This is a genomic window from Ruegeria sp. SCP10 (genome assembly GCF_040329495.1).
Lineage (GTDB): Bacteria > Pseudomonadota > Alphaproteobacteria > Rhodobacterales > Rhodobacteraceae > Ruegeria.
In genome coordinates this window covers 1-19,361 of record NZ_JBDZYF010000003.1, presented here as the reverse complement: position 1 = coordinate 19,361, position 19,361 = coordinate 1, and the positions used below count along the sequence as shown (strand labels likewise).

The 19,361-nt window shown below is 55.0% G+C and carries 15 protein-coding genes; 9 read left to right on the top strand and 6 right to left on the bottom strand.

Going from position 1 to position 19,361, the window contains the following annotated elements:
* Nucleotides 1-53 precede the first annotated feature (53 nt).
* Genes ABLN87_RS09130 through ABLN87_RS09095 form a run of 8 tightly spaced genes read left to right on the top strand, consistent with a single transcriptional unit; the run spans nucleotide 54 to nucleotide 10,156 of the window.
* Nucleotides 54-935: an ABC transporter permease gene (locus ABLN87_RS09130; protein ID WP_353009308.1), complete on the top strand. Its 882-nt coding sequence runs from the start codon at nucleotides 54-56 to the stop codon at nucleotides 933-935.
* Entirely contained in the window at nucleotides 932-1,720 is a 789-nt protein-coding gene (locus tag ABLN87_RS09125; RefSeq protein ID WP_353009306.1) for an ABC transporter permease, read from the top strand. Before ABLN87_RS09130 ends, ABLN87_RS09125 begins: the two co-directional genes overlap by 4 nt.
* Nucleotides 1,717-2,814 carry an ABC transporter ATP-binding protein gene (locus tag ABLN87_RS09120; protein WP_353009303.1) on the top strand — a complete coding sequence of 366 codons (1,098 nt, stop codon included), beginning with the start codon at nucleotides 1,717-1,719 and terminating at the stop codon, nucleotides 2,812-2,814. Before ABLN87_RS09125 ends, ABLN87_RS09120 begins: the two co-directional genes overlap by 4 nt.
* Before the next feature lie 15 nt (nucleotides 2,815-2,829).
* Entirely contained in the window at nucleotides 2,830-3,891 is a 1,062-nt protein-coding gene (locus ABLN87_RS09115; RefSeq protein ID WP_353009300.1) for an ABC transporter substrate-binding protein, read from the top strand.
* A gap of 60 nt (nucleotides 3,892-3,951) precedes the next feature.
* Nucleotides 3,952-6,012 carry an FAD-dependent oxidoreductase gene (locus ABLN87_RS09110; protein WP_353009298.1) on the top strand — a complete coding sequence of 687 codons (2,061 nt, stop codon included), beginning with the start codon at nucleotides 3,952-3,954 and terminating at the stop codon, nucleotides 6,010-6,012.
* Nucleotides 6,012-7,244, top strand: coding sequence for an aromatic ring-hydroxylating oxygenase subunit alpha (locus tag ABLN87_RS09105; RefSeq protein ID WP_353009296.1), 1,233 nt, complete (start codon nucleotides 6,012-6,014; stop codon nucleotides 7,242-7,244). Before ABLN87_RS09110 ends, ABLN87_RS09105 begins: the two co-directional genes overlap by 1 nt.
* Complete coding sequence (locus ABLN87_RS09100) at nucleotides 7,237-8,799, top strand: trimethylamine methyltransferase family protein (RefSeq protein WP_353009293.1); 1,563 nt, start codon at nucleotides 7,237-7,239, stop codon at nucleotides 8,797-8,799. Before ABLN87_RS09105 ends, ABLN87_RS09100 begins: the two co-directional genes overlap by 8 nt.
* A 52-nt stretch (nucleotides 8,800-8,851) precedes the next feature.
* Nucleotides 8,852-10,156, top strand: a complete 1,305-nt coding sequence (locus ABLN87_RS09095; RefSeq protein WP_353010240.1) for an aminotransferase — start codon at nucleotides 8,852-8,854, stop codon at nucleotides 10,154-10,156.
* Between the two features lie 411 nt (nucleotides 10,157-10,567).
* Here the strand turns inward: ABLN87_RS09095 and ABLN87_RS09090 are convergent, their stop codons facing one another.
* The 6 genes from ABLN87_RS09090 to ABLN87_RS09065 form a co-directional block, all read right to left on the bottom strand.
* Nucleotides 10,568-11,059: a hypothetical protein gene (locus ABLN87_RS09090; RefSeq protein WP_353009291.1), complete on the bottom strand. Its 492-nt coding sequence runs from the start codon at nucleotides 11,057-11,059 to the stop codon at nucleotides 10,568-10,570.
* Between the two features lie 32 nt (nucleotides 11,060-11,091).
* Nucleotides 11,092-13,491: a DUF1989 domain-containing protein gene (locus ABLN87_RS09085; RefSeq protein ID WP_353009289.1), complete on the bottom strand. Its 2,400-nt coding sequence runs from the start codon at nucleotides 13,489-13,491 to the stop codon at nucleotides 11,092-11,094.
* A complete protein-coding gene (locus ABLN87_RS09080; RefSeq protein WP_353009288.1) occupies nucleotides 13,488-13,859 on the bottom strand; it encodes a cupin domain-containing protein in 372 nt (123 codons plus the stop codon). The genes ABLN87_RS09085 and ABLN87_RS09080 overlap by 4 nt, the downstream gene beginning before the upstream one ends.
* A gap of 1 nt (nucleotide 13,860) precedes the next feature.
* Nucleotides 13,861-15,843 carry an ABC transporter permease gene (locus ABLN87_RS09075; RefSeq protein ID WP_353009285.1) on the bottom strand — a complete coding sequence of 661 codons (1,983 nt, stop codon included), beginning with the start codon at nucleotides 15,841-15,843 and terminating at the stop codon, nucleotides 13,861-13,863.
* Nucleotides 15,843-16,871 carry a quaternary amine ABC transporter ATP-binding protein gene (locus tag ABLN87_RS09070; RefSeq protein WP_353009283.1) on the bottom strand — a complete coding sequence of 343 codons (1,029 nt, stop codon included), beginning with the start codon at nucleotides 16,869-16,871 and terminating at the stop codon, nucleotides 15,843-15,845. Before ABLN87_RS09070 ends, ABLN87_RS09075 begins: the two co-directional genes overlap by 1 nt.
* 85 nt (nucleotides 16,872-16,956) lie before the next feature.
* Nucleotides 16,957-17,907 (bottom strand): ABC transporter substrate-binding protein, encoded by a 951-nt coding sequence (locus ABLN87_RS09065; RefSeq protein ID WP_353009280.1) that lies wholly within the window; start codon nucleotides 17,905-17,907, stop codon nucleotides 16,957-16,959.
* A gap of 199 nt (nucleotides 17,908-18,106) precedes the next feature.
* On the opposite strand from ABLN87_RS09065, the gene ABLN87_RS09060 reads away from it, so the two are divergent.
* Nucleotides 18,107-19,081, top strand: a complete 975-nt coding sequence (locus ABLN87_RS09060) for a LysR substrate-binding domain-containing protein (RefSeq protein WP_353009277.1) — start codon at nucleotides 18,107-18,109, stop codon at nucleotides 19,079-19,081.
* Nucleotides 19,082-19,361 lie beyond the last annotated feature (280 nt).

Below are 19,361 nucleotides of genomic sequence, written 5' to 3'. Positions count from 1 at the left end.
ACGAAAGGCTGTTCTGGCGCAACATTTAATGGACGATCGTCCATTAGTGACTCGTGAAAACCGAGAAGGGAGGTTGGGTGATCTTTCGTAGCGAAGCGTCCCGGGGCTATACCCTCAGCGCACCAGCCACTGCTTACGTGGGCTTTCTGGTTGCGGCGCCATTGGTGATCCTGATCGCTTATTCGTTTTGGACCCAAACCTATGTGACGCTCGACAAGACCCCGACGCTGAATAACTATCGCGACGCGTTTTCCGACCCGCTGGTTCGACACTTGATGCTCAGGTCGATCTGGATTGCAGCGGTGGTCACTGTCGTAACCGTCGCACTGGCTTATCCTATCGCCTACTTCATTGCGATGAAGGCACGGAAAAAGACAATCTGGCTTCTGCTCATCACTATTCCGTTCTGGTCCAGCTATCTCCTGCGCGTGTTTGCCTGGAAACTCATTCTTGGTTTCAACGGGGTGATGAATTCTGCACTGCTGATGCTTGGTCTGATCGACGAACCGCTCGACTTCTTGCTCTACAATGAATTTGCAGTCGTGCTGACGCTTGCTCATGCCTGGGCGCCATTTGCGATCCTGCCGATCTATGTTTCATTGCAGAAAATCGATCCAAGCCTGCTGGAAGCCGCCACAGACCTCGGCAACAGCTCTTTTCAGCGCTTTATGCGGGTGACGCTGCCGCTGACCATTCCAGGGATCATTGCTGCTTGCCTGATCATCTTCATCCCGACCGTAGGCGATTATGTAACGCCGGCACTGGTCGGCGGGTCGGACGGGAAGATGATCGCCAACCTTATTCAGGTGCAGTTCGGGGCTGCCAATAACTGGCCACTCGGCGCCACACTGTCGCTGATCGCGATGCTGTCAGTCGGTTTTGTCGCCATAGTGTTTGTGATTACCGCGACTCGGCTAGGGAGGCGGATCAGATGAGACGTCCCTCGACCCTTACGGCCTATGCTTTCCTGTATCTGGTATTTCTGTACCTGCCGGTTCTTTTTCTGCCCTTGTTTTCATTCAACAGCGGCACAATCGTCGCTTTTCCGATCAAGGGCTGGACGCTGGACTGGTATAGGAAGCTGGGCGAGCAGGATACATTGATCCAGGCCCTTTGGAATTCGCTTGGTGTCGGCACCGTCGTCGCACTTTTATCTACCACCATGGGATTGTTCGCCGCCCGCGCCTTTGTTCGGTACCGGTTTCGCGGTCAGCGTGCCGCAGAGGGTCTGGTGATGCTGCCTTTGGTTATACCTGGCATTATCGTGGCTTCTTCAATGCTGGTTTTGTTTCTGTTCATTGGTCTCAAGCCGTCTTTGCTGACCGTCGTTCTGGGTCATACGTTTCTTGCGCTGCCATTTTCCGTCTCGATCCTGAAGTCTGCATTTGATGACTTTGATGCCTCGCTGGAAGAGGCATCTTACGATCTGGGCGTCGGCGTGTTCGAAACCTTCCGCCGCGTGACGCTGCCGGTCGTTTCCCCCGGTATCGTAGCCAGCATGCTGGTCACTTTTACGGTCAGCTTCGATGAGTTCGTCCTGGCCTTTTTCCTGTCCGGCAACCAGCCAACCCTGCCGGTCTATATCTGGAGCCAGATCCGTTTCCCCGCCAAGCTTCCAAACGTGCTGGCGCTGGGCTCTATCCTGCTGCTTACATCGGTCCTGCTTTTGGTGCTGGCCGAGTATTTCCGCCGCCGCTCATCCGCATCAGAGGTCCGATGACAGTCAGAAATATCATAGAACTCAGGGGCGTCGAGAAACGCTATGGCACGTTCTTGGCGGCTAGCGGTATCAATCTCGACCTCAAAGAGGGCGAGTTTTTCTCGCTTCTCGGCCCATCGGGATGCGGCAAAACCACGGTATTGCGGATGATCGCGGGTTTCCAGGAACCGACCAAGGGCACCGTGCTGATCGACGGTCAGGACATGGAAGGTGTCCCGGCCAACAACCGCCCAACAAACATGGTTTTTCAAAGCTACGCCATCTTCCCGCACCTGAACGTCGGAAACAACGTGGCCTATGGACTACGCGGCAGGGCGCCCAAAGTCGAGATTGACCAGCGCGTGTCGGAAGCTTTGGAAATGGTCGAATTGGGCGGTCTTCAGGATCGCGGCGCAAGTGAATTGTCGGGCGGGCAGCGGCAAAGGGTGGCGCTCGCCCGTGCGCTGATCATGCGACCTAAAGTGTTGTTGCTGGATGAGCCCTTGTCAGCCCTCGACAAGAAGCTGCGTGAGCAGATGCAGTTTGAAATGCGTAACCTGCAGCAATCCCTTGGCATCACTTTCGTGATGGTCACACACGACCAATATGAGGCGATGACCATGTCCGACCGCATCGGTGTGATGTTCAATGGGCGGCTCAAGCAGGTGGATACACCAACCACGCTTTATGCCCGCCCCTGCGATCAACAGGTTGCCAGTTTCATCGGTGAGATGAACATCTTGCCAGCACAGTTGCTGGCAGAAAATGGCGATACGCTTTCAATCGACGCCAAGGCCTTTGGCCAAATGGAGATTGAAAGGAACCCTAACGTCGCGACCAGCGCCCGAGATATGAACATCGGCATTCGGCCCGAACAATTGGAAATCACCACTGAAAAACCCGAGGACTACCCATCAACTGTTCAGGGCACAGTCAGCAATGTCGCCTTCTACGGTGAAAACATTCACTACCACATACAGGTTGCGGGGACCGACAAGCCGATCTCGGTCTCGGTTCCGAACTATTTTCACACGGTTGATTTCAATCGCGGCGACGCGGTCTGGCTGGGGCTTCAGAGCGCCAGCGTGATCGATCTTGGTACAAACATAGAATAAAAAAGGGAGGATAATATGAAACTTCAGGGAATTGCGGCCTTCGCATGTGCGACGGCAATAAGTACAGGAAGCGCCAGTGCCGGTGGCGCCGATCTGACGGTGTTTGACTGGTCGGGGTATGAAGACCCGGGCTTCTTCGCCAGCTACATGGAAAAATACGGGAATGAGGCGCCAAGCTATTCCTATTTCGGGAGTCAGGAGGAAGCCTTTACGAAACTAAGCTCGGGTTTCACGGCTGATCTGGCACATCCTTGTTCCGACGCGGTCAGGAAATGGGTCGCGGCCGATCTGATACAGCCGCTGGACGAAAGCAAGCTGACCAATTGGGCCGATGTGCTGCCCGAGATCAAGGAAGTGGACGCCATCGTCCTGGACGGCCAACTTTACATGTTGCCGTTCGAGTGGGGGAATACTGGCCTTATCTATCGCACCGACAAAATCTCAGGCGATGACATCTCGCTGCAACTGCTGGCTGATCCGGCCTATGCTGGCAAGATCGCCATCCCGGATGCCGCATCATCTGCATATGCATTGGCGGCGTTGGCTACCGGAAATGCTGACGACTACACCAACCTGAGCGATGAGCAGTTCAAGGAAGCGTCTGACTTCCTGCGCTCGATCCACCCGAACATGCGCTTTTACTGGTCCGATGCGGGTCAGTTTGATCAAGCTATGACCAGTGGTGAGATCGAAATGGGTTGGGCCTGGAACCAGTCCGAGCTGAACCTGATCTGGAACGAAGTGCCTGCGGCAATGATGCGAGACGTTGACAAAGGTATCGCGACCTGGGCTTGCGGCTATGTGCATCTGAAGTCTTCTACAACACCGGTCGATCAGGTTTATGATCTGTTGAATGCACTCACTGATCCTGCCAGCGGCCAGTACATCATCGACAATTGGGGTTACCCGCATTCCAACGCCAAGGCGTTCGAAATCGCCGATCAGACCAGCATTGAGACCTATGGCTTCTCTGATCCCAAAAGCTTTTTCGAAGGCAGCTTGTTCTTTGATGCGGTGAATCCTGAGCTTGAAGCAAAAATGCTGGCGGAGTTCGAGCGGATCAAAGCCGGCTTCTAATACAACCACATTTCCGGGGCCATTCGGCTCCGGATCCCAAATACAGGAAAACGCGTGGTTATGTCGAACGCGAACGCATATGCTTTGCTCTTGGAACCGGTTCAGATTGGGCCAGTTACAGCAAAAAACCGCTTCTATCAGGTGCCTCATTGCACCGGGCTTGGGCACCTCAGGCCGCGGGCGGATGCTGCCGTCCGTGGGATGAAAGCAGAAGGCGGGTGGGCGGTAGTTTCCAATCAGGAGACGGAGATTCACCCGACCTCTGACCTGTCTCCTTATGCCGAAGGGCGGCTATGGGACGGGCGCGATGTGCCCGCGTTGCGGCTGATGACGGATGCGGTACATGCACATGGTGCGTTGGCGGCCATCCAACTGGTTCACAATGGCAATCATGCGCAAAACCTGCTGACCCGCGCTCCGGTTCTTGCACCTTCCGAGATGTCCGTTGACACGACGCATCCTAAGCAGGCGCAGGCCATGGATAAGTCCGATATTCGGGAATTTCGCCGCTGGCACCGCGACGCCGCCTTGCGTGCAAAAGAAGCCGGATTTGACATCGTTTACGTTTATGCCGGACACAACATGACATTGGCGCAACATTTCATGCTGCCGCATATGAACCAGCGGAGTGACGAATATGGTGGGTCACTTGAAAACCGTGTGCGTCTAACCCGCGAGCTTCTGGAAGACACCCACGAAGCTGTAGGCGACAGCTGCGCTGTGGCATTCCGCTTTGCCATTGATGAGATGATGGGTGCCAACGGCATGCAGGCCGCTGAAGAAGGCCGCGCCGTGGTCGAACTTTTGGCGGATCTTCCTGACCTATGGGATGTGAATGTGGCCGATTGGTCGAATGACAGTGCCACGACCCGTTTTCAGCCGGAAGATGGCTATCAGAACGCGTTTCTGTCCCACGTCAAACAGGTCACACGGAAACCTGTGGTTGGTGTCGGTCGCCTAACGTCCCCCGACATGATGCTGTCGATGGTCAAAAAGGGTATTGTCGACCTGATCGGAGCTGCGCGACCTTCCATCGCGGACCCGTTCATTCCGAAGAAAATTGCAGAAGGCAGGATCGACGAAATCCGCGAATGCATCGGCTGTAATATCTGCGTCTCCTCTGACAATCTTGGCGTCCCGATCCGCTGCACTCAAAACCCGACAATGGGCGAGGAATGGCGCCGCGGTTGGCACCCTGAGATCATCGCGCCGAAGAAGAGCAACGCGGATACTTTGGTTATTGGCGGTGGTCCTGCCGGACTTGAATGCGCCACGCAATTGGCAAGGCGAGGATATCAGGTGACCTTGGCCGAAGCGGCTGCTGAATTTGGTGGACGTGTTGCAAAGGAAAGCAAACTTCCCGGCCTCGCAGCTTGGTCCCGCGTCGTCGACTATCGCCTGAATGATCTGAAGCAGCGCGGCAACGTCCAATTGTTCACCGACAGCAGGCTTGATGGCGATCAGGTGGCAGAGCTAGGTGTCGAACACGTCTTTGTAGCCAGTGGCAGCCATTGGCGCAACGACGGCATGGGCCGTAGCACGCAACGCAATATGCCTCAGATCGAGCAAAGCGCAAATGTGCTGACGCCTGATGACATCATGAACGGCGTTCTGCCTCCGGATGGCCCGGTGATGATCTATGATGATGACCACATCTATCTGGCAGGAGTGATCGCCGAAAAACTGGCGACCGCCGGATACCAAGTGGTCTTTGTCACGCCGGAGAGTTTGGTCTCAGCTTACGCCGTCAATACTTTGGAGCAGCCGCGCATTCAGGCCCGCCTGATCGAGCTTGGCATCGACATTCGCTGCAATCAGGTGCTGACGGCGGCTGAAGGTGACATGGCACGCATCGGTTGTGCCTTTACCGGTCGTGAAACGGATATTCCGTGTGCCTCAACAATTCTGGTCACCGAACGCCAGCGTGAGACGGCGCTGTATGACAGCCTGCACGGGGTTGGATTCAAAACCCTCGAACTTATTGGCGATGCCGCGTCTCCGGGATTGATCGTGGACGCGGTCTTCGCAGGCCACCGTGCCGCCCGCGATTTTGAACGCCCCAAGGCCGAAGCAGACCAGGATTGGTTTCGCCGCGAGATAATCGATTTGGAGGAAACGTGATGAACAGCCGACCGTTTGAGTTGGATGCGTTGATAGCCTCGCACCAGTACGGCCACGCCTTACCGCGCGGTTTCTATACCTCGCAAGACATCTATAATTATGACATCGTCCAGGTCTGGAACCGCAACTGGCTCTGGGCCGGGCATATCAGCCAAATCCCAAACCCCGGTGACTACTTCCTGTTCGACTATGGCCCGGAGAGCATTATCGTTGTTCGCGACCGCGAAGGCGAAGTTCGCGCTCATTTGAACGTCTGTCGCCATCGGGGATCTCGCGTTTGCACCGAACAGTCCGGCAACGCCCGTGTTCTTGTTTGCCCCTACCACGCCTGGACATATGAGCTATCGGGAAAACTTCGTGCAGGTCACAACATGGGGGAACACTTTGACCCGTCCCAATTCGGGCTCTTTCCTGTTCAGGTGAGTGTCTTCAAAGGTCTGATCTTTGTCTGTGCCGATGCAAATACACCATCGCTTGATCCTGTCCTCAACCAACTTTCGCCACTTGTCGAGCCCTATGGCTTTGACGATCTGAAAGTAGCGCATACGGCGTCGTTTCCCGTTCCAGCGAATTGGAAACTAGCGGTGGAAAACTATCTTGAGTGCTACCACTGCGGGCCAGCGCACAAAGAGTATTCTCGTTCCCATAGTCTGAAATCGCCGCAAGACATGGTTGGCTTGATCGAACCGCTAAAGGCAAGGGCTGTGGAAATTGGGCTGTCACCTGATGACTTGGCGCTTGTCGGCGACGCTGCGCCGACCCCATTTACCAGCGCGTATTGTCGGCGCTATCCGCTTTATCCGGGCTACAAAACCGGCAGCAAATCGGGCGAGGCGCTTGCGCCATTGCTTGGAACGTTGAAAGGCTTCGACGGTGGCGCAACTGACTTTGATATTGGTCCACTAAATTGGTTCCTGATTTATTCGGATCACATGGTCGGCTACCGCTTCATTCCACGAGGCTTACAGGAAACCGACATTCAGGTGGTCTGGCTGGTTCGTGCTGACGCCGAAGAAGGCCAGGACTACAACAAAGAAAACCTGACCTGGCTTTGGCATGTCACATCTTTGGATGACGAACGCATCATTCGGCACAACCAGTCCGGCGTAAACTCTCAATACTTCCAACCCGGCCCTTTGGGCGACGTGGAAACCTCGATCCAGGATTTTTATGACTTCTATTTCAACATGATCAGCCCGGAACCAGAACAAAGGATGTCCGGTCATGGCTGAGGTAAAATCACGCCGTCGCGGCGGCGGCGGGCGCGCCGCGCGCATAAAGGTGCAACAGGCGACTACGGGCAATGAGGCTGTACGAGGCGGCCTAAGTGGCGGACGCTATAAACCGCTGACACAAGCAGATATGGAGAACATCCATCAAGCGGCCTTGACCGTTCTGGAAAACACCGGCGTTACCGACCATTTCCCGGAACTGCTTGATCTGGTGCTGCCCAAGGGTGCGGTGATGAATGACCTCAATCGGCTGTGCTTCCCCCGCGCCCTGATGGAAGACATCCTGGCTGGTGCCGCCAAGGAGTTTTACGTCTATGCCCGCGGAGAGCGTGAAGGCAAAGACGATATGCATTGCTCGGCAGAGAGCGTTTACTTCGCCAACTCTGGCACCGCTGTCACCACCTTCGATTCACAATCGAAATCTTATCGACCTTCGGTCCTGCGCGATGTCTATGACTTCACCCGTCTAGTGGACCGTTTAGACAACATCCATATGCTGGGCGACACAGTTTTGGCCACCGATGTGACCGATGATTTCGCCCACGATATGAACACCATATATGCAATGCTCGCCGGTAGCCAAAAACCTGCTTGCCTTACTTTTCGCGACCGCAGTCATATCCCGCATGCCATCCGCATGTTTGATTTGGCCCACGGGGGTGAAGGCGCTTTCATGAAAAAACCAAGTGTCATTTTTGGCGGCTGCCCCATGGTTTCACCCCTGCGGATCGGCAAGGAAAATATGGAGATTCTGATTGATACCGCCAAGCTTGGCCTGACTGTCGATCTGGCTGTGCCTCCGCAAGCCGGGGCCACAGCCCCCGCGACGCTTGCGGGAACGCTGGTGCAAACCGTGGCCGAAACGCTGGCCTGCGTTGCCATCGTGAACCTCATCACACCAGGTTGTCCGGTCTGTTTTGCCGCCTGGCCCTTCATCACTGATCTGCGCAGCGGGTCGTTCACTGGCGGCAGCGGAGAGCAGGCCCTGATAGGGGCGGCAGCCATTCAGATGGGTAATTTCTATGGCCTTCCCACATCCGTTGGCGCAGGCATGACCGATGCCAAACTACCTGACGCGCAATACGGGTTGGAAAAGGCGCTGACCTTCACGCTAGCCGCTCATGCCGGTGCCAATCGCCTTTGCGAATTCGGGGGCATGATTGGCAGCCTGATGGGATGCAGTTTTGAAAGCATGGTTATCGATGACGAAGCGGGCGGTATGATCCTGCGATCGTTACGTGGGATAGAGGTTACAGACGAAACCATGGCGGTGGATGTGATCCACCAGTGTGCCATTGATCCTGGTCATTTCCTCGGAAACCCACACACGCTGAACTATATGAACACCGAATTTGTCTACCCGCGGCTCATGGATCGTGAGCGTACAGATACATGGGAAAACGAGGGCAAAACTGATCTGATGGACCGTGCCCGTGACAAGGCCAATTCTATTCTCGACACCCATTTCCCCAACTACTTTGGCGCCTCGGACGCTCAGGTGCGCGAAGAATTCCCAATTGTGATGAGCGCAGAAAGCATGGCCCCCCGTGGATAACTCTAATGCCAAGCAATGGGACAATGATCACTTCCTGCACCCGTGGGAAGGGATGGCAACTTTGCGCGAAAACGACCGGACATTTATCGAAGGTGCCAGCGGCATCCACGTGGTGAACGAACAAGGCGAACGCTTGATCGACGGACCGGGAGGCATGTGGTGCACCCAGATCGGTTATGGACGAGAGGAGATGGCCGAGGCCATGGCTGAGCAAGCGCGGAACCTTGCCTATTTCTCGCCCTTCAACAACGCCAACTCGACTGCCGCGCGGTTCGCACGCGAAATCGCCAAACGTACGCCGGGCGATTTGAACAATGTCTTTTTTACCACCGGCGGTTCCACTGCGGTGGATACGGCTATCCGATTTGTCCATTTTCGAAACAACCTCTTGGGTCGGCCCGAGAAAAAGAGGATTATTTCAAGGCAAAAAGCCTATCATGGCAGCACCTATCTGGCGGCCAGCGTCAGTGGAAAAGAGCGTGACAGGCTTTGGCTCGACAAGGCCGATGACCTCGCACATTTCTTGCCAGACGTGAATCCGCTTTATCGTGCGACCGGTCAAAGCGATGAGAGCCTTCTGAAAGAGAAAGTTTCCGATCTTGAAAACGCCATTTTGGCGCTTGGTCCAGAAAATGTTGCTGCTTTTATTGCCGAACCGGTTCTTGCCTCTGGCGGCGTGATCGTGCCGCCCATAGGGTATCACGAAAGCTGCCTGAACATCTGCAAGAAGTATGATGTTCTATACATTTCCGACGAAGTGGTCACAGCTTTCGGGCGATTGGGGCATTGGTTTTCGTCAGAGGCTGTTTTCGGCATTCAGCCAGACATAATCACCTGTGCCAAAGGAATGACATCTGGGTATGCACCAATGGGTGCCGCGATTATCTCGGACCGATTAATCGCAGACGTTGCAGGAAAAGATGCTACCTTTTCAAATGGCTATACATATTCTGGTCACCCGGTCAGCGCGGCTGCGGGTTTGAAGAGCCTTGAGATTATTGAGCGGGAAAAACTTCTCGAACACGTTCGAAAGGTCGCTCCGACTTTTCAGGATCAGCTGCAGCAGTTGCGTCAGATCGACATCGTTGCCGACGTGCGTGGGATGGGTTTAATGGGTTGCATTCAGTGCTCAGTCGACGGTGATCCTCAGAGCGAGCTGGGGCGCGATTACGAGATTGGTGGCCAGATCGATATAGAATGCCAAAAACGTGGGTTATTAGTTCGGCCTGTTATCAATATGTGTGTGCTTTCACCGCCCCTTATCATTAGCGAAAGTGAAATTAAGAAGATGTTTTCTGTTTTGCGCGAAGGGCTTGAAGCGACAAGAACGTGGCTTGGCGGAAGCAGTGAACAGTGAAGAGCATGCAAAACTGTTGTGAATCTCTGTAGATCGGGATGCCACGGCAGTAAACGAAGACTCTACCCAAGGTCGTGTGTGGATGGCTCTTGCGTTGCAAGAGATTTCGATGATTGCGCTGGTCTTTTAGCACAGTCGTGTGTCCGGCCTGTTTGTGAAGCTGTTGCCGATAACCCTGATGAGTTCCGCAAGTATGATTCCTCTCGGCTAAACGACCTCTGAGGGACGCGATCTTGGTCCGAGTGCCCTTACTCTTGGGTGATTTCGTTTTGCATCTTCACGTCAAGCGTCTTGCATCTCTGGGCGGGATCAAGCGACCGTCTGCCGGTACTCCTTTTGTTTGTCAGAATAGCCCAGATGATCCTAGCTGATTTGTTCGCCATCGCGACGGTGGCGAGACGCAAGAGCTTCTTATTCGTGGTTTACAAAACCCACTACAACTAAAGTTTGGTTTTTCTGGCTCTTGTCCTTCTTTGACACGCGGTATGTACCTCGCACTGTGATCAGTTCCTGCAAGTAGTAGCTGTCGGGGTGGTTCACAGGGTCGGAATTTGATGGGCTGATACCTTCGCGACAGCGTATAACTTCCAGCCAAGCGTCGCGAAAAAATAGCTCAGCGTTATCGCTTCGATACGAAAATGACCAAAAGCATGAAATTCCCTTGGCGCCGGCCAAGCCCAAAAAGGTTTCACAGATTGCGGCATCGGGTGAGACTGCAGACGTTTCGTAGCTTTCCAGCATAGTAATCCGATCACATTCGTCCGCCAAAACGGGTATCGAATACAACGCCAGTAATGCGAACAAGTTGATTTGACGGAGCAGCGGTCTGAAAATGCCCGTTTTGGGCACAATTCCAAAGCCGAACGACGAGTGCATTCTTGAGGCGTGGCGACGATTGGACATGATGAATTTGAATATCGTCACCCTATTTGTGGCTACTCTGCGGCGTCCGGAACCATCGCTTCTGCGTATATCCCTTTCACGCGATCTTTTGCCGGATCAAAATGCGGGAATGGAACGATCCTAGCTTTCAATCGCTTTTGCTGCCCGTCCAACTGTCCGATTTCAATGTCTGCCCCAATGGTGGCGTGGGTAACTGAAACCCGGCCCAATGCGATGACCTTGCCAAGAACGGGTGATTTCATTGCGCTTGTAATCTCGCCAACCTGCGCCTTTCCAACGCGCACGCAATCGCCGGGCGAGGGGACGGTGCCCCCTTCGACTTCGAAACCGACCAATTTACGGTGCGGGTGTGCTTTGCGCTCTTCGATTGCCGCCCGTCCGATGAAATCGTCGGTTTTTGACTTCAGTGGCACCGTAAAGCCGATGCCTGCTTCAAACGGGTCCGTCTGATCATCGAATTCCGACCCGGCAAAGATCAATCCGCCTTCGATCCGCAACATGTCGAGCGCCGCAAGCCCGAGCGGTGCGATGCCGTGTTCCTGACCGACTTCCCAGACGCGATCAAAGACTTCGACGGCATCTTTGGGGTGGCAGAAGATTTCGTATCCAAGTTCGCCGGAGTAACCTGTCCGGGAAATAACCACTGACGTCCCCTGCACATCGCCCACACGTGCGACGGTAAGCCGGAACCATGGCAGTTCTTCGATCGTCGGTTGCTGAGGCGGCGTCCAGAATATCTTGGAAAGGATGTCGCGGCTGTGCCGCCCCTGTACCGCGATGTTGTGTAACTGGTCCGTAGAATTGCGCACCCAGACATTCATATTGCGTTTGAGTGCCTGTTCCTGCAGCCACAATCCGCTGGTGTCATAACCGCCAATCCAGCGGAAATTGGTCTCTCCCAAACGATAGACAGTGCCATCGTCTATCATGCCACCATGTTCATAGCACATGGCTGTGTAGACGACCTGACCAACGCTCAGCTTTTTCATGTTGCGAGTCACACAAAGCTGCAACAGTTCTTCGGCGTCAGGTCCGACAACCTCGTATTTCCGCAAGGGGCTCAGGTCCATGACTGCGACCTTGTCCCGACAGGCCCAGTATTCAGCAATCGCACCGTGATTGGTCATTGTATTGGGTAGCCAATAGCCGTTGTATTCTATGAAATCACGGGTGTGCCGTGCAAAGCAGTCGTGAAACGCGGTTTTTTTGGTTTCTTCCACATCCGCCTCCGCAGATTTTCTGTAGCCGTAGGATCGCTTGAAATCCTCGGTCGCCTTGTAGGTTCGAACCTGAATGTCGGTTGGGTTCCAGCCATTCGCCGGATCGATGTCGCAGGGACATCCAGTGCTGACACAGACCAGATCGGTCAGTGCACGCAACAGGACAAAATCGCCAGGCCGTGACCACGGGTCATCCATACCGATGGCGTTGGTCTCGTCCAGCATTGTGTTGAAGAAGAAATTGATCGCAGGCCAGCCACCACGCGGTTTGATGCCATACTGATCCAGATCCTTGTTAATATTGTCCGAACAATTCACGTGACCGGGATAGCCAAGGTCTTCGTAATACCGCGCGGTACAGGCAAGGCCGAACGTGTCATGCCGTCCGCAGGTGTCCTGTACGATTTCGACCAAAGGTTCTTGATCGACCGACCAGTATTTCGAGAAAATCCCCGGTTGAGGATATAGGCTGCCCATCAGACTGCGGGTTGTGGTCGGGTCGATCTCGCGCTCGATCCCTTGATCCAGTGCCCGGCGGCTGAAGGCCTGGAAATCAGAACACTCGCGCCCGCGGATATCCACGACCTGTATGAATTCTCCTGCTTTGACCTCATAGGACTTGGCATTGCCGGGCTGAATGTTGATGTCCTTCAAAGGATCAGCCAGCGGATCAGGCGGGCCTACATCGGGCTTTTCCAATCCGGGTGCAGAGCGTTGGATATACAAGATGATATCCGTGGGCGGATTGTTGTCCTCTGGGCGCATCGCCTTGCCGGGTGCGGCGACGATCAAAAGGCCATCGTTTTCCGCCACGAAATGCGCCATGTCGCCGGGGCGAGACCCATCGGTAAATGCGCGAATTGCGTCGCCTTTTCCGATGTCGAAACCTGCAACCTCCAGAGCTCGCAGTACCTTTTTCCCTGAAGCGGAGCCATTTGCCAGCGTTGCAATCAACCCTTGGGGCCGCCCATGCCCCTGCGCGCCCAGCATGGCTGCGTCGGAACTCCGATCTGGAGCAAAAAAGACCATTTCGGCCGGTTGCATGCCATCGCGATCCAGCAACGTGATGGTATCGCCTTTGGACACCGGAACTGCGCGCGACCCCATGCCGGGAACCGGGTGGCGCTCTGTCCCGTGGGGCAGGATCGGAAGGCCAGGGGCCAGAACTCCGCTGCGTTCGAATGGGACTTCGAAAACCGGTTTCACATTCATAATGCACCTTCCTGAATGGATTCCGTTGCGCCGCGGTGCGTCACCACCAAAAGACAACCCGTTTCAGTGTGCGAGCAATGGCTGGATCCTGCGGCAAGGCTGACGAAATCCCCGCTGCGATAGCAAAACCCATCGTGATCGGTCAGATCGCCCTCGAGGACAAAGAACTCTTCCGGTCCGTGATGGATGTGGGGGTTCGAGCGTGTGCCCGGCGCCATCTTCATAAGATAGCTGCCTTGACCGGTTTTCTCATCAAAGCTGACGTTCTTCCACCAAACCTGCTCGTCTGGCAGGCCGTCCATCCGCATCCGGATAAATCCTGTATCGTCGAAACGGGCAACACTACGTCTGTTCTGAAGCGGTTCCATCTCAATCGAGCCCCAATCGCTTTTTGCGTTGTTCCGCCCAGCTGCTAATGGCCATGTCAAAGGTCAGCGCCATCAGCGACACGTTCAGGCCAAGGACAAAGTTCTTGCCCAATTCGGTCCCTGCCAGCGTGCGTTGCAATTCCTGTCCAAGGTCCTGTGTGCCGATGAAGGCTGCGATGATGACCATGAAAAAGGCAAACATGATTGCCTGATTGAACCCGACGGCCATTGTTGGCAGCGCCAGCGGGAATTGAACCGACATCAGCTTTTGACGCCGCGTGGACCCGGACATATCTGCCGCTTCTGTCATTTCCGGAGGGACGCTGCTGAGGCCAATAATGGTGTATCGGATCAATGGCACTGCGGCGAAAATCAGGATCGAGAACACAACAGCTACGTCATTGACGCCGAAAAGCATGATAGCCGGGATGAGATAGATGAAGCTGGGAAAGGTCTGTGCGGTGTCGCAGGCCAGCAAGATGCTCTTGGACCAGCGCTCGGACCGCGCGGCAATCACGCCGAGCGGTATTCCGATCAGAGTGGCCAGCGCAACAGCCGAGATCACTGTATATAGCGTGATCACCGACCGGTCCCACCAGCCCGAGAATGCGATGATGGTAAAGAACACCGCAGCATAGATACCCGGGCGGCGTCCGCCGACCCAATAGGCAAAGGCAACGACCAGCAGGATGAAGGCGGGGGTGGGGATCGCCAGCAACGTGTTCCGGAACGGGATCAGAACCTTGACGTTCAGGAACCAGCGCAACCATTCAGTTGTTCCCTTGATGGCGTCAATCGCCAGAAACGACTTGATTATCACGTCAATTTCCTTGCCTTGGCTCAAGTGTTGCTTGCGGCCAACTTCGGCAAGGATCGGGAACAGCTGCGACAGCAAGATAAACCCGATGAATAAACCCAGTGCGACCAGCGAGATCTGGTGCCGCTTCCACCAGGGGGTGCCGCGTTCAAAGTGAACCGGTTGCTTGACCACCCAAGCCTTTGACATCCGGTCCAGCGTCACGGCCAGAAGAACGATGGTAACTCCGATCTCGAAGGAACGGCCCAGTTTGAAGCTGCCCATCATTGCCAACAGCTTGGCACCAAGTCCGGGCATACCGATGAACGCTGTCAGAACCACCATGGCCAGACACAGCATGATCACCTGATTGACGCCGACCAGAATTTCGGTGCGTGCCGCCGGAACATAGACGTGGCGCAGCATCTGCCAGCGGGTGCAACCCGACATCTGACCCGCTTCGATCACTTCGGGACTGACCTTTTTAAGTCCCAGTGTTGTCATTAGGATCATCGGCGGGATGGCGAACGTAATCGTTGCCACAGCCCCGGCTGTTGGCCCGACCTTGAAGAAGATCACAGCCGGCAACAGATAGGTAAAGAAGGGCAGGGTCTGCAATATGGACAAGATGGGCTTCAGCATCCGCTCGAACCAGCCATATTTCCACGCGGCGATACCCAGAACCAGACCCAACAGGAACGCCAAGGGTGCCGCGACTACAATCACGGACATGGTTTGCATAGCGATTTTCCACTGTCCGATCGCCGCCGTCCAGACAAAGGTACCCGCACCAAGGGCTGCCAATTTCCATCCCCCGACGGCATAACCGACGACAGCGGCAACCGCGGCAATCGCAGACCATGGGATCGGTCCCAGGTTGGGCCAGCGACGCTTGCCTTCCAAAAGGTTGGCAGATGTGTCCAACAAAAACTCCAGCGGACCTTCGGCAATGAAGCGAGTCACATAGATCAGGCCAAGGTCGTTCTGGATGAAGTTGAAGATCGCATCCAGAACCTGCGCGGTGGGTGGGATGGCCGCTTCGGGTATGCGGTTCAGCCATTCGGGCAAAACACCGGCGGCCTTGGCGAGGATCAGCGCAAAGGCCACGACCAGCAATGCCGTAAGCACGCGGGTCCGCCCCGACGGCTTATCCGAGGTTTCGAGAAGATCAGTGGACAGCGTCGCCATCATTCGGTTCCAAGCAGGACATTCAACGCGGCGTCGCGTTCTAGAACACCAGTGACAACACCCTTTTCATCGGCAACCGGCAGAAGGATGCGGTTGTCGTTGACCAGAACCCGCGCCAATTCGTGGATGGTCGAGCCGCCATTGACAGGTGTGCCTTCCAAAGCATGTCCATTAATGGGTTTTGCCAGCCCTTTTGCGTGCACGACACGGGCCTTGTCGATGTCTTCGGTAAATTTCGCCACGTATTCGGTGGCGGGGTTCATGACGATCTGATCGGGTGTATCACATTGTTCAACCGCGCCATTGCGCATGATTGCAATCCGATCTGCGAGGCGCAGCGCTTCGTCGAAATCGTGAGTGATAAAGACAATAGTCTTACCCAGCATCTCTTGCAGTCGAAGGAATTCATCCTGCATTTCGCGCCGGATTAATGGATCAAGGGCCGAGAACGGTTCATCCAGAAACCAAATGTCCGGCTCAATCGCCAAAGACCGTGCGATGCCGACTCGTTGCTGTTGCCCGCCGCTGAGTTCGCGCGGGAAATACTCTTCACGACCCTCAAGGCCGACTAGCTTGATAACTTCCAAAGCCCGCTCGCGTCGGTCATGGCGATCCTGACCACGCATTTCCAGCGGGAAGGCCACGTTATCTAAGACCGTACGGTGCGGCAGCAGGCCAAAGGACTGGAACACCATGCCCATCTTGTTGCGTCGCAATTCGATCAGGTCACGCTCGCTCAGGCCCATGATATCCTGACCATCAACCTTGATCGTGCCGCCAGTTATGTCGTGCAGGCGCGAAAAGCATCGCACCAGAGTTGATTTGCCTGATCCGGACAGTCCCATGATGACCAGCATTTCGCCCCGGCCAACCTCGATCGAGACGTCTTTGACCCCAGCGATGTAGCCGTCCGCGCGAATCTCGTCGAAGCTACGGCCAGCCGACATGGACTTCAGATAGCTCTCGGGCGAAGGCCCAAATAGTTTCCAGACATTTTGGGCTGAGATTACAGGCGCTGTGGCGGACATGGCTGCCTTTCTTTCTTGTTAAGCGCGGCCTTGCTTCACTGAGATCAGCAAGGCCGCGCCGATTTCGTTGCGTATGACCGGGGTATCAGCTGCAGGCGCCGATCCAGGGATCAACAACAGCGCGGTTAGCATCCAGCCATTCGGTGGCGGCCTCTTCCGGTTCCAGCTCGTCTGTGTCGACCAGCTTGGCCATCTCCGCAATCTGCGGATTGGTGAAGGAAATTTCAGTCAATACGCAGTAGGCAGCGGGCCATTTGTCTTTCATACCATCCCATGCGGCCTTTTTCAGATAACCGGTTGCTGGGTTACCACAATCATACAGCGCATCGGGGTTCGGACCTTTGGATGGGTCCTTATCGCATCCATCTTCCCAGGCTGGAAACTCGACAAACTCACCGGGCCAGACAGCTTCGGCAAAGTTGGGTGTCCAGTTGAATACCAGAACCGGCTTCTTGTCCGCTTCTGCGGCGCCGATCTCGGCCCACAGTGCTGCAGCCGAACCTGCGTTGATTACGGTGAAATTAAGATCAAGTGCTTCGGCACGTTCTTTACCATGCTTCAACCAGTCTACCGGACCGTCCAGATATCGGCCTTTGTCGCCGGTTTCGGCTGTCGCGAACAGATGCGCACAATCGTTCAAGGCTTTCCAGTCCGGCAGGCCGGGGCAGGACTCTTTCGTCCACATCGGATACCACCAGTCCTCGCGGGTGACGGCATCGTGATCGCCCGCATCATGCAGACCGCCCTTTTCCAGAGCCGCGCGGAAGGATGCACCAAATGCGCCTTCCCAGACTTCCATCTCAAGCGTGACGTCGCCCAGACGCACCGACTCGTAGACCGCCTGACTGTCGGTCGTGACGTATTCGACATTATCGCCGATCTCTTCGAACAACTGGCCGACCACGTAAGACATCACGATCTGGCTGGACCAGTTGTGAATTGGGATGACGATCGGATCGCTGCTGTCTTCTGCGATCGCACCGGTGCCCGCTACCGCTGCCAAGGTTGCAGCAGAAAGTAGGTTTGAAAGTTTCATGTTTGCTCCCTGAGTGACGTTCAATTTTGGATTGAGGGCTCTTCCGGCCCCGAATTTGCGTATTCTGCCTAAATTTGCGCGAGATGCAGAACAGAAATTTGAGAGGCGTTGCCCATAAAATCTTGAGGCTAATCCCGGTTTTCACTATTTTAACAGTCAGTTGCCTGATCGGTTTTCAGCCGACGAAGGCAAATGCTCTTTGATCGCAATCCGCTTTAGATTGGGAATCCGCCGCCAGATGCCAAAGAAAGCACCAGTTTCCGGGAAGATCCTTCCACCGCTCGACTACCTTTTGGCTTTTGAAGCGGCCGCTAAGGCCCAGAGCTTTGCGCAGGCCAGCAAGGTGCTCAACATTTCGGAAACGGCAATCAGTCGCAAGGTGCGTCTGTTGGAACAACATTATGATGTGCCCTTGTTTGTTAGAGGCCATCGGTCGGTCTCGTTGACGCAGCAAGGTGCCATATTGTTGGCAACCGTAGAAAAATCACTGGATCTGATGCGGGATGTCAGCCGTGATATGTTGGCCAAACATCAGGCCAACACGGTTTCGATCTCTGCGACCAACTCTGTCGCGTCGCTCTGGTTGATGCCGCAGCTACGTAAATTCAACAAATCCAATGGGCGCATCCGTATTTCGCTGGTGTCTTCGGACAGCGACGCAGAGTGCTTGTCTGATTCGATGGATCTGACGATATTGCGTGGAGATGGAGATTGGCCGGGATATGATGCTCAGCTTTTGTTCGGAGAAACCGTTTTCCCGGTGTGTAGCCCTGAATATCTCAAAAGTAATCCGAAGGCGGCAGTCCTGTCCGCGCTGCCGGAGTTGGATTTGATTGAAGTGACCAGCAGCCATGCGGAATGGATGACATGGCATACCTGGCTTACCGGCAATGGAATCTCCACTTCCTTGATGGAACGCGCTGTGGCCTTCAACACCTATCCTCTCTCGATACAAGCAGCGGTCGATGGGTTGGGGGTCGCTTTGGGTTGGGCTCATCTTGTTGACCCGCTGCTCGAAAGTGGTGCGTTGGTCAGGCCAATCCACGACGTATCGGTGCGAACGCAGTCGGGATATTACCTTCTGAAGAGCCCATCGCAAAAAGCATTCCCGGAACGCCGCATCGTCGAGGATTGGTTGTTAGGGCTCAGCGCAGGGCGCAAGCGCTACGCGTGATCCGCAGGTGTCATCGCGCGATAGATGATCGTTCTGTCAAGGTCTCTGTAACTCAGAGGTTGACCAAAGGGAATATTTATTTACCCTAAAGAAAGTAACCGATTCCGTCCCGGTCGTACAAGTGGACCGGTCTGAATTCGTTCGGCCTACTTTTGCAGGGAGTCTAAAACCCAATGAGTTACAAATCCGACATTGAGATTGCCCGCGAGGCGAGGAAGAAGCCGATTCAGGAAATTGGTGCGAAGCTGGGCATATCCAGCGATGATCTGCTGCCCTATGG

Bases quoted from the DNA above. Each gene is read 5' to 3' on its own strand.
- ABLN87_RS09125 (WP_353009306.1), top strand. From the start codon at position 932: ATGAGACGTCCCTCGACCCTTACGGCCTATGCTTTCCTGTATCTGGTA.
- ABLN87_RS09070 (WP_353009283.1), bottom strand. From the start codon at position 16,871: ATGTCCGCCACAGCGCCTGTAATCTCAGCCCAAAATGTCTGGAAACTA.
- ABLN87_RS09120 (WP_353009303.1), top strand. From the start codon at position 1,717: ATGACAGTCAGAAATATCATAGAACTCAGGGGCGTCGAGAAACGCTAT.
- ABLN87_RS09090 (WP_353009291.1), bottom strand. From the start codon at position 11,059: ATGTCCAATCGTCGCCACGCCTCAAGAATGCACTCGTCGTTCGGCTTT.
- ABLN87_RS09065 (WP_353009280.1), bottom strand. From the start codon at position 17,907: ATGAAACTTTCAAACCTACTTTCTGCTGCAACCTTGGCAGCGGTAGCG.
- ABLN87_RS09095 (WP_353010240.1), top strand. From the start codon at position 8,852: ATGGCAACTTTGCGCGAAAACGACCGGACATTTATCGAAGGTGCCAGC.
- ABLN87_RS09080 (WP_353009288.1), bottom strand. From the start codon at position 13,859: ATGGAACCGCTTCAGAACAGACGTAGTGTTGCCCGTTTCGACGATACA.
- ABLN87_RS09105 (WP_353009296.1), top strand. From the start codon at position 6,012: ATGAACAGCCGACCGTTTGAGTTGGATGCGTTGATAGCCTCGCACCAG.
- ABLN87_RS09085 (WP_353009289.1), bottom strand. From the start codon at position 13,491: ATGAATGTGAAACCGGTTTTCGAAGTCCCATTCGAACGCAGCGGAGTT.
- ABLN87_RS09110 (WP_353009298.1), top strand. From the start codon at position 3,952: ATGTCGAACGCGAACGCATATGCTTTGCTCTTGGAACCGGTTCAGATT.
- ABLN87_RS09075 (WP_353009285.1), bottom strand. From the start codon at position 15,843: ATGGCGACGCTGTCCACTGATCTTCTCGAAACCTCGGATAAGCCGTCG.
- ABLN87_RS09115 (WP_353009300.1), top strand. From the start codon at position 2,830: ATGAAACTTCAGGGAATTGCGGCCTTCGCATGTGCGACGGCAATAAGT.
- ABLN87_RS09100 (WP_353009293.1), top strand. From the start codon at position 7,237: ATGGCTGAGGTAAAATCACGCCGTCGCGGCGGCGGCGGGCGCGCCGCG.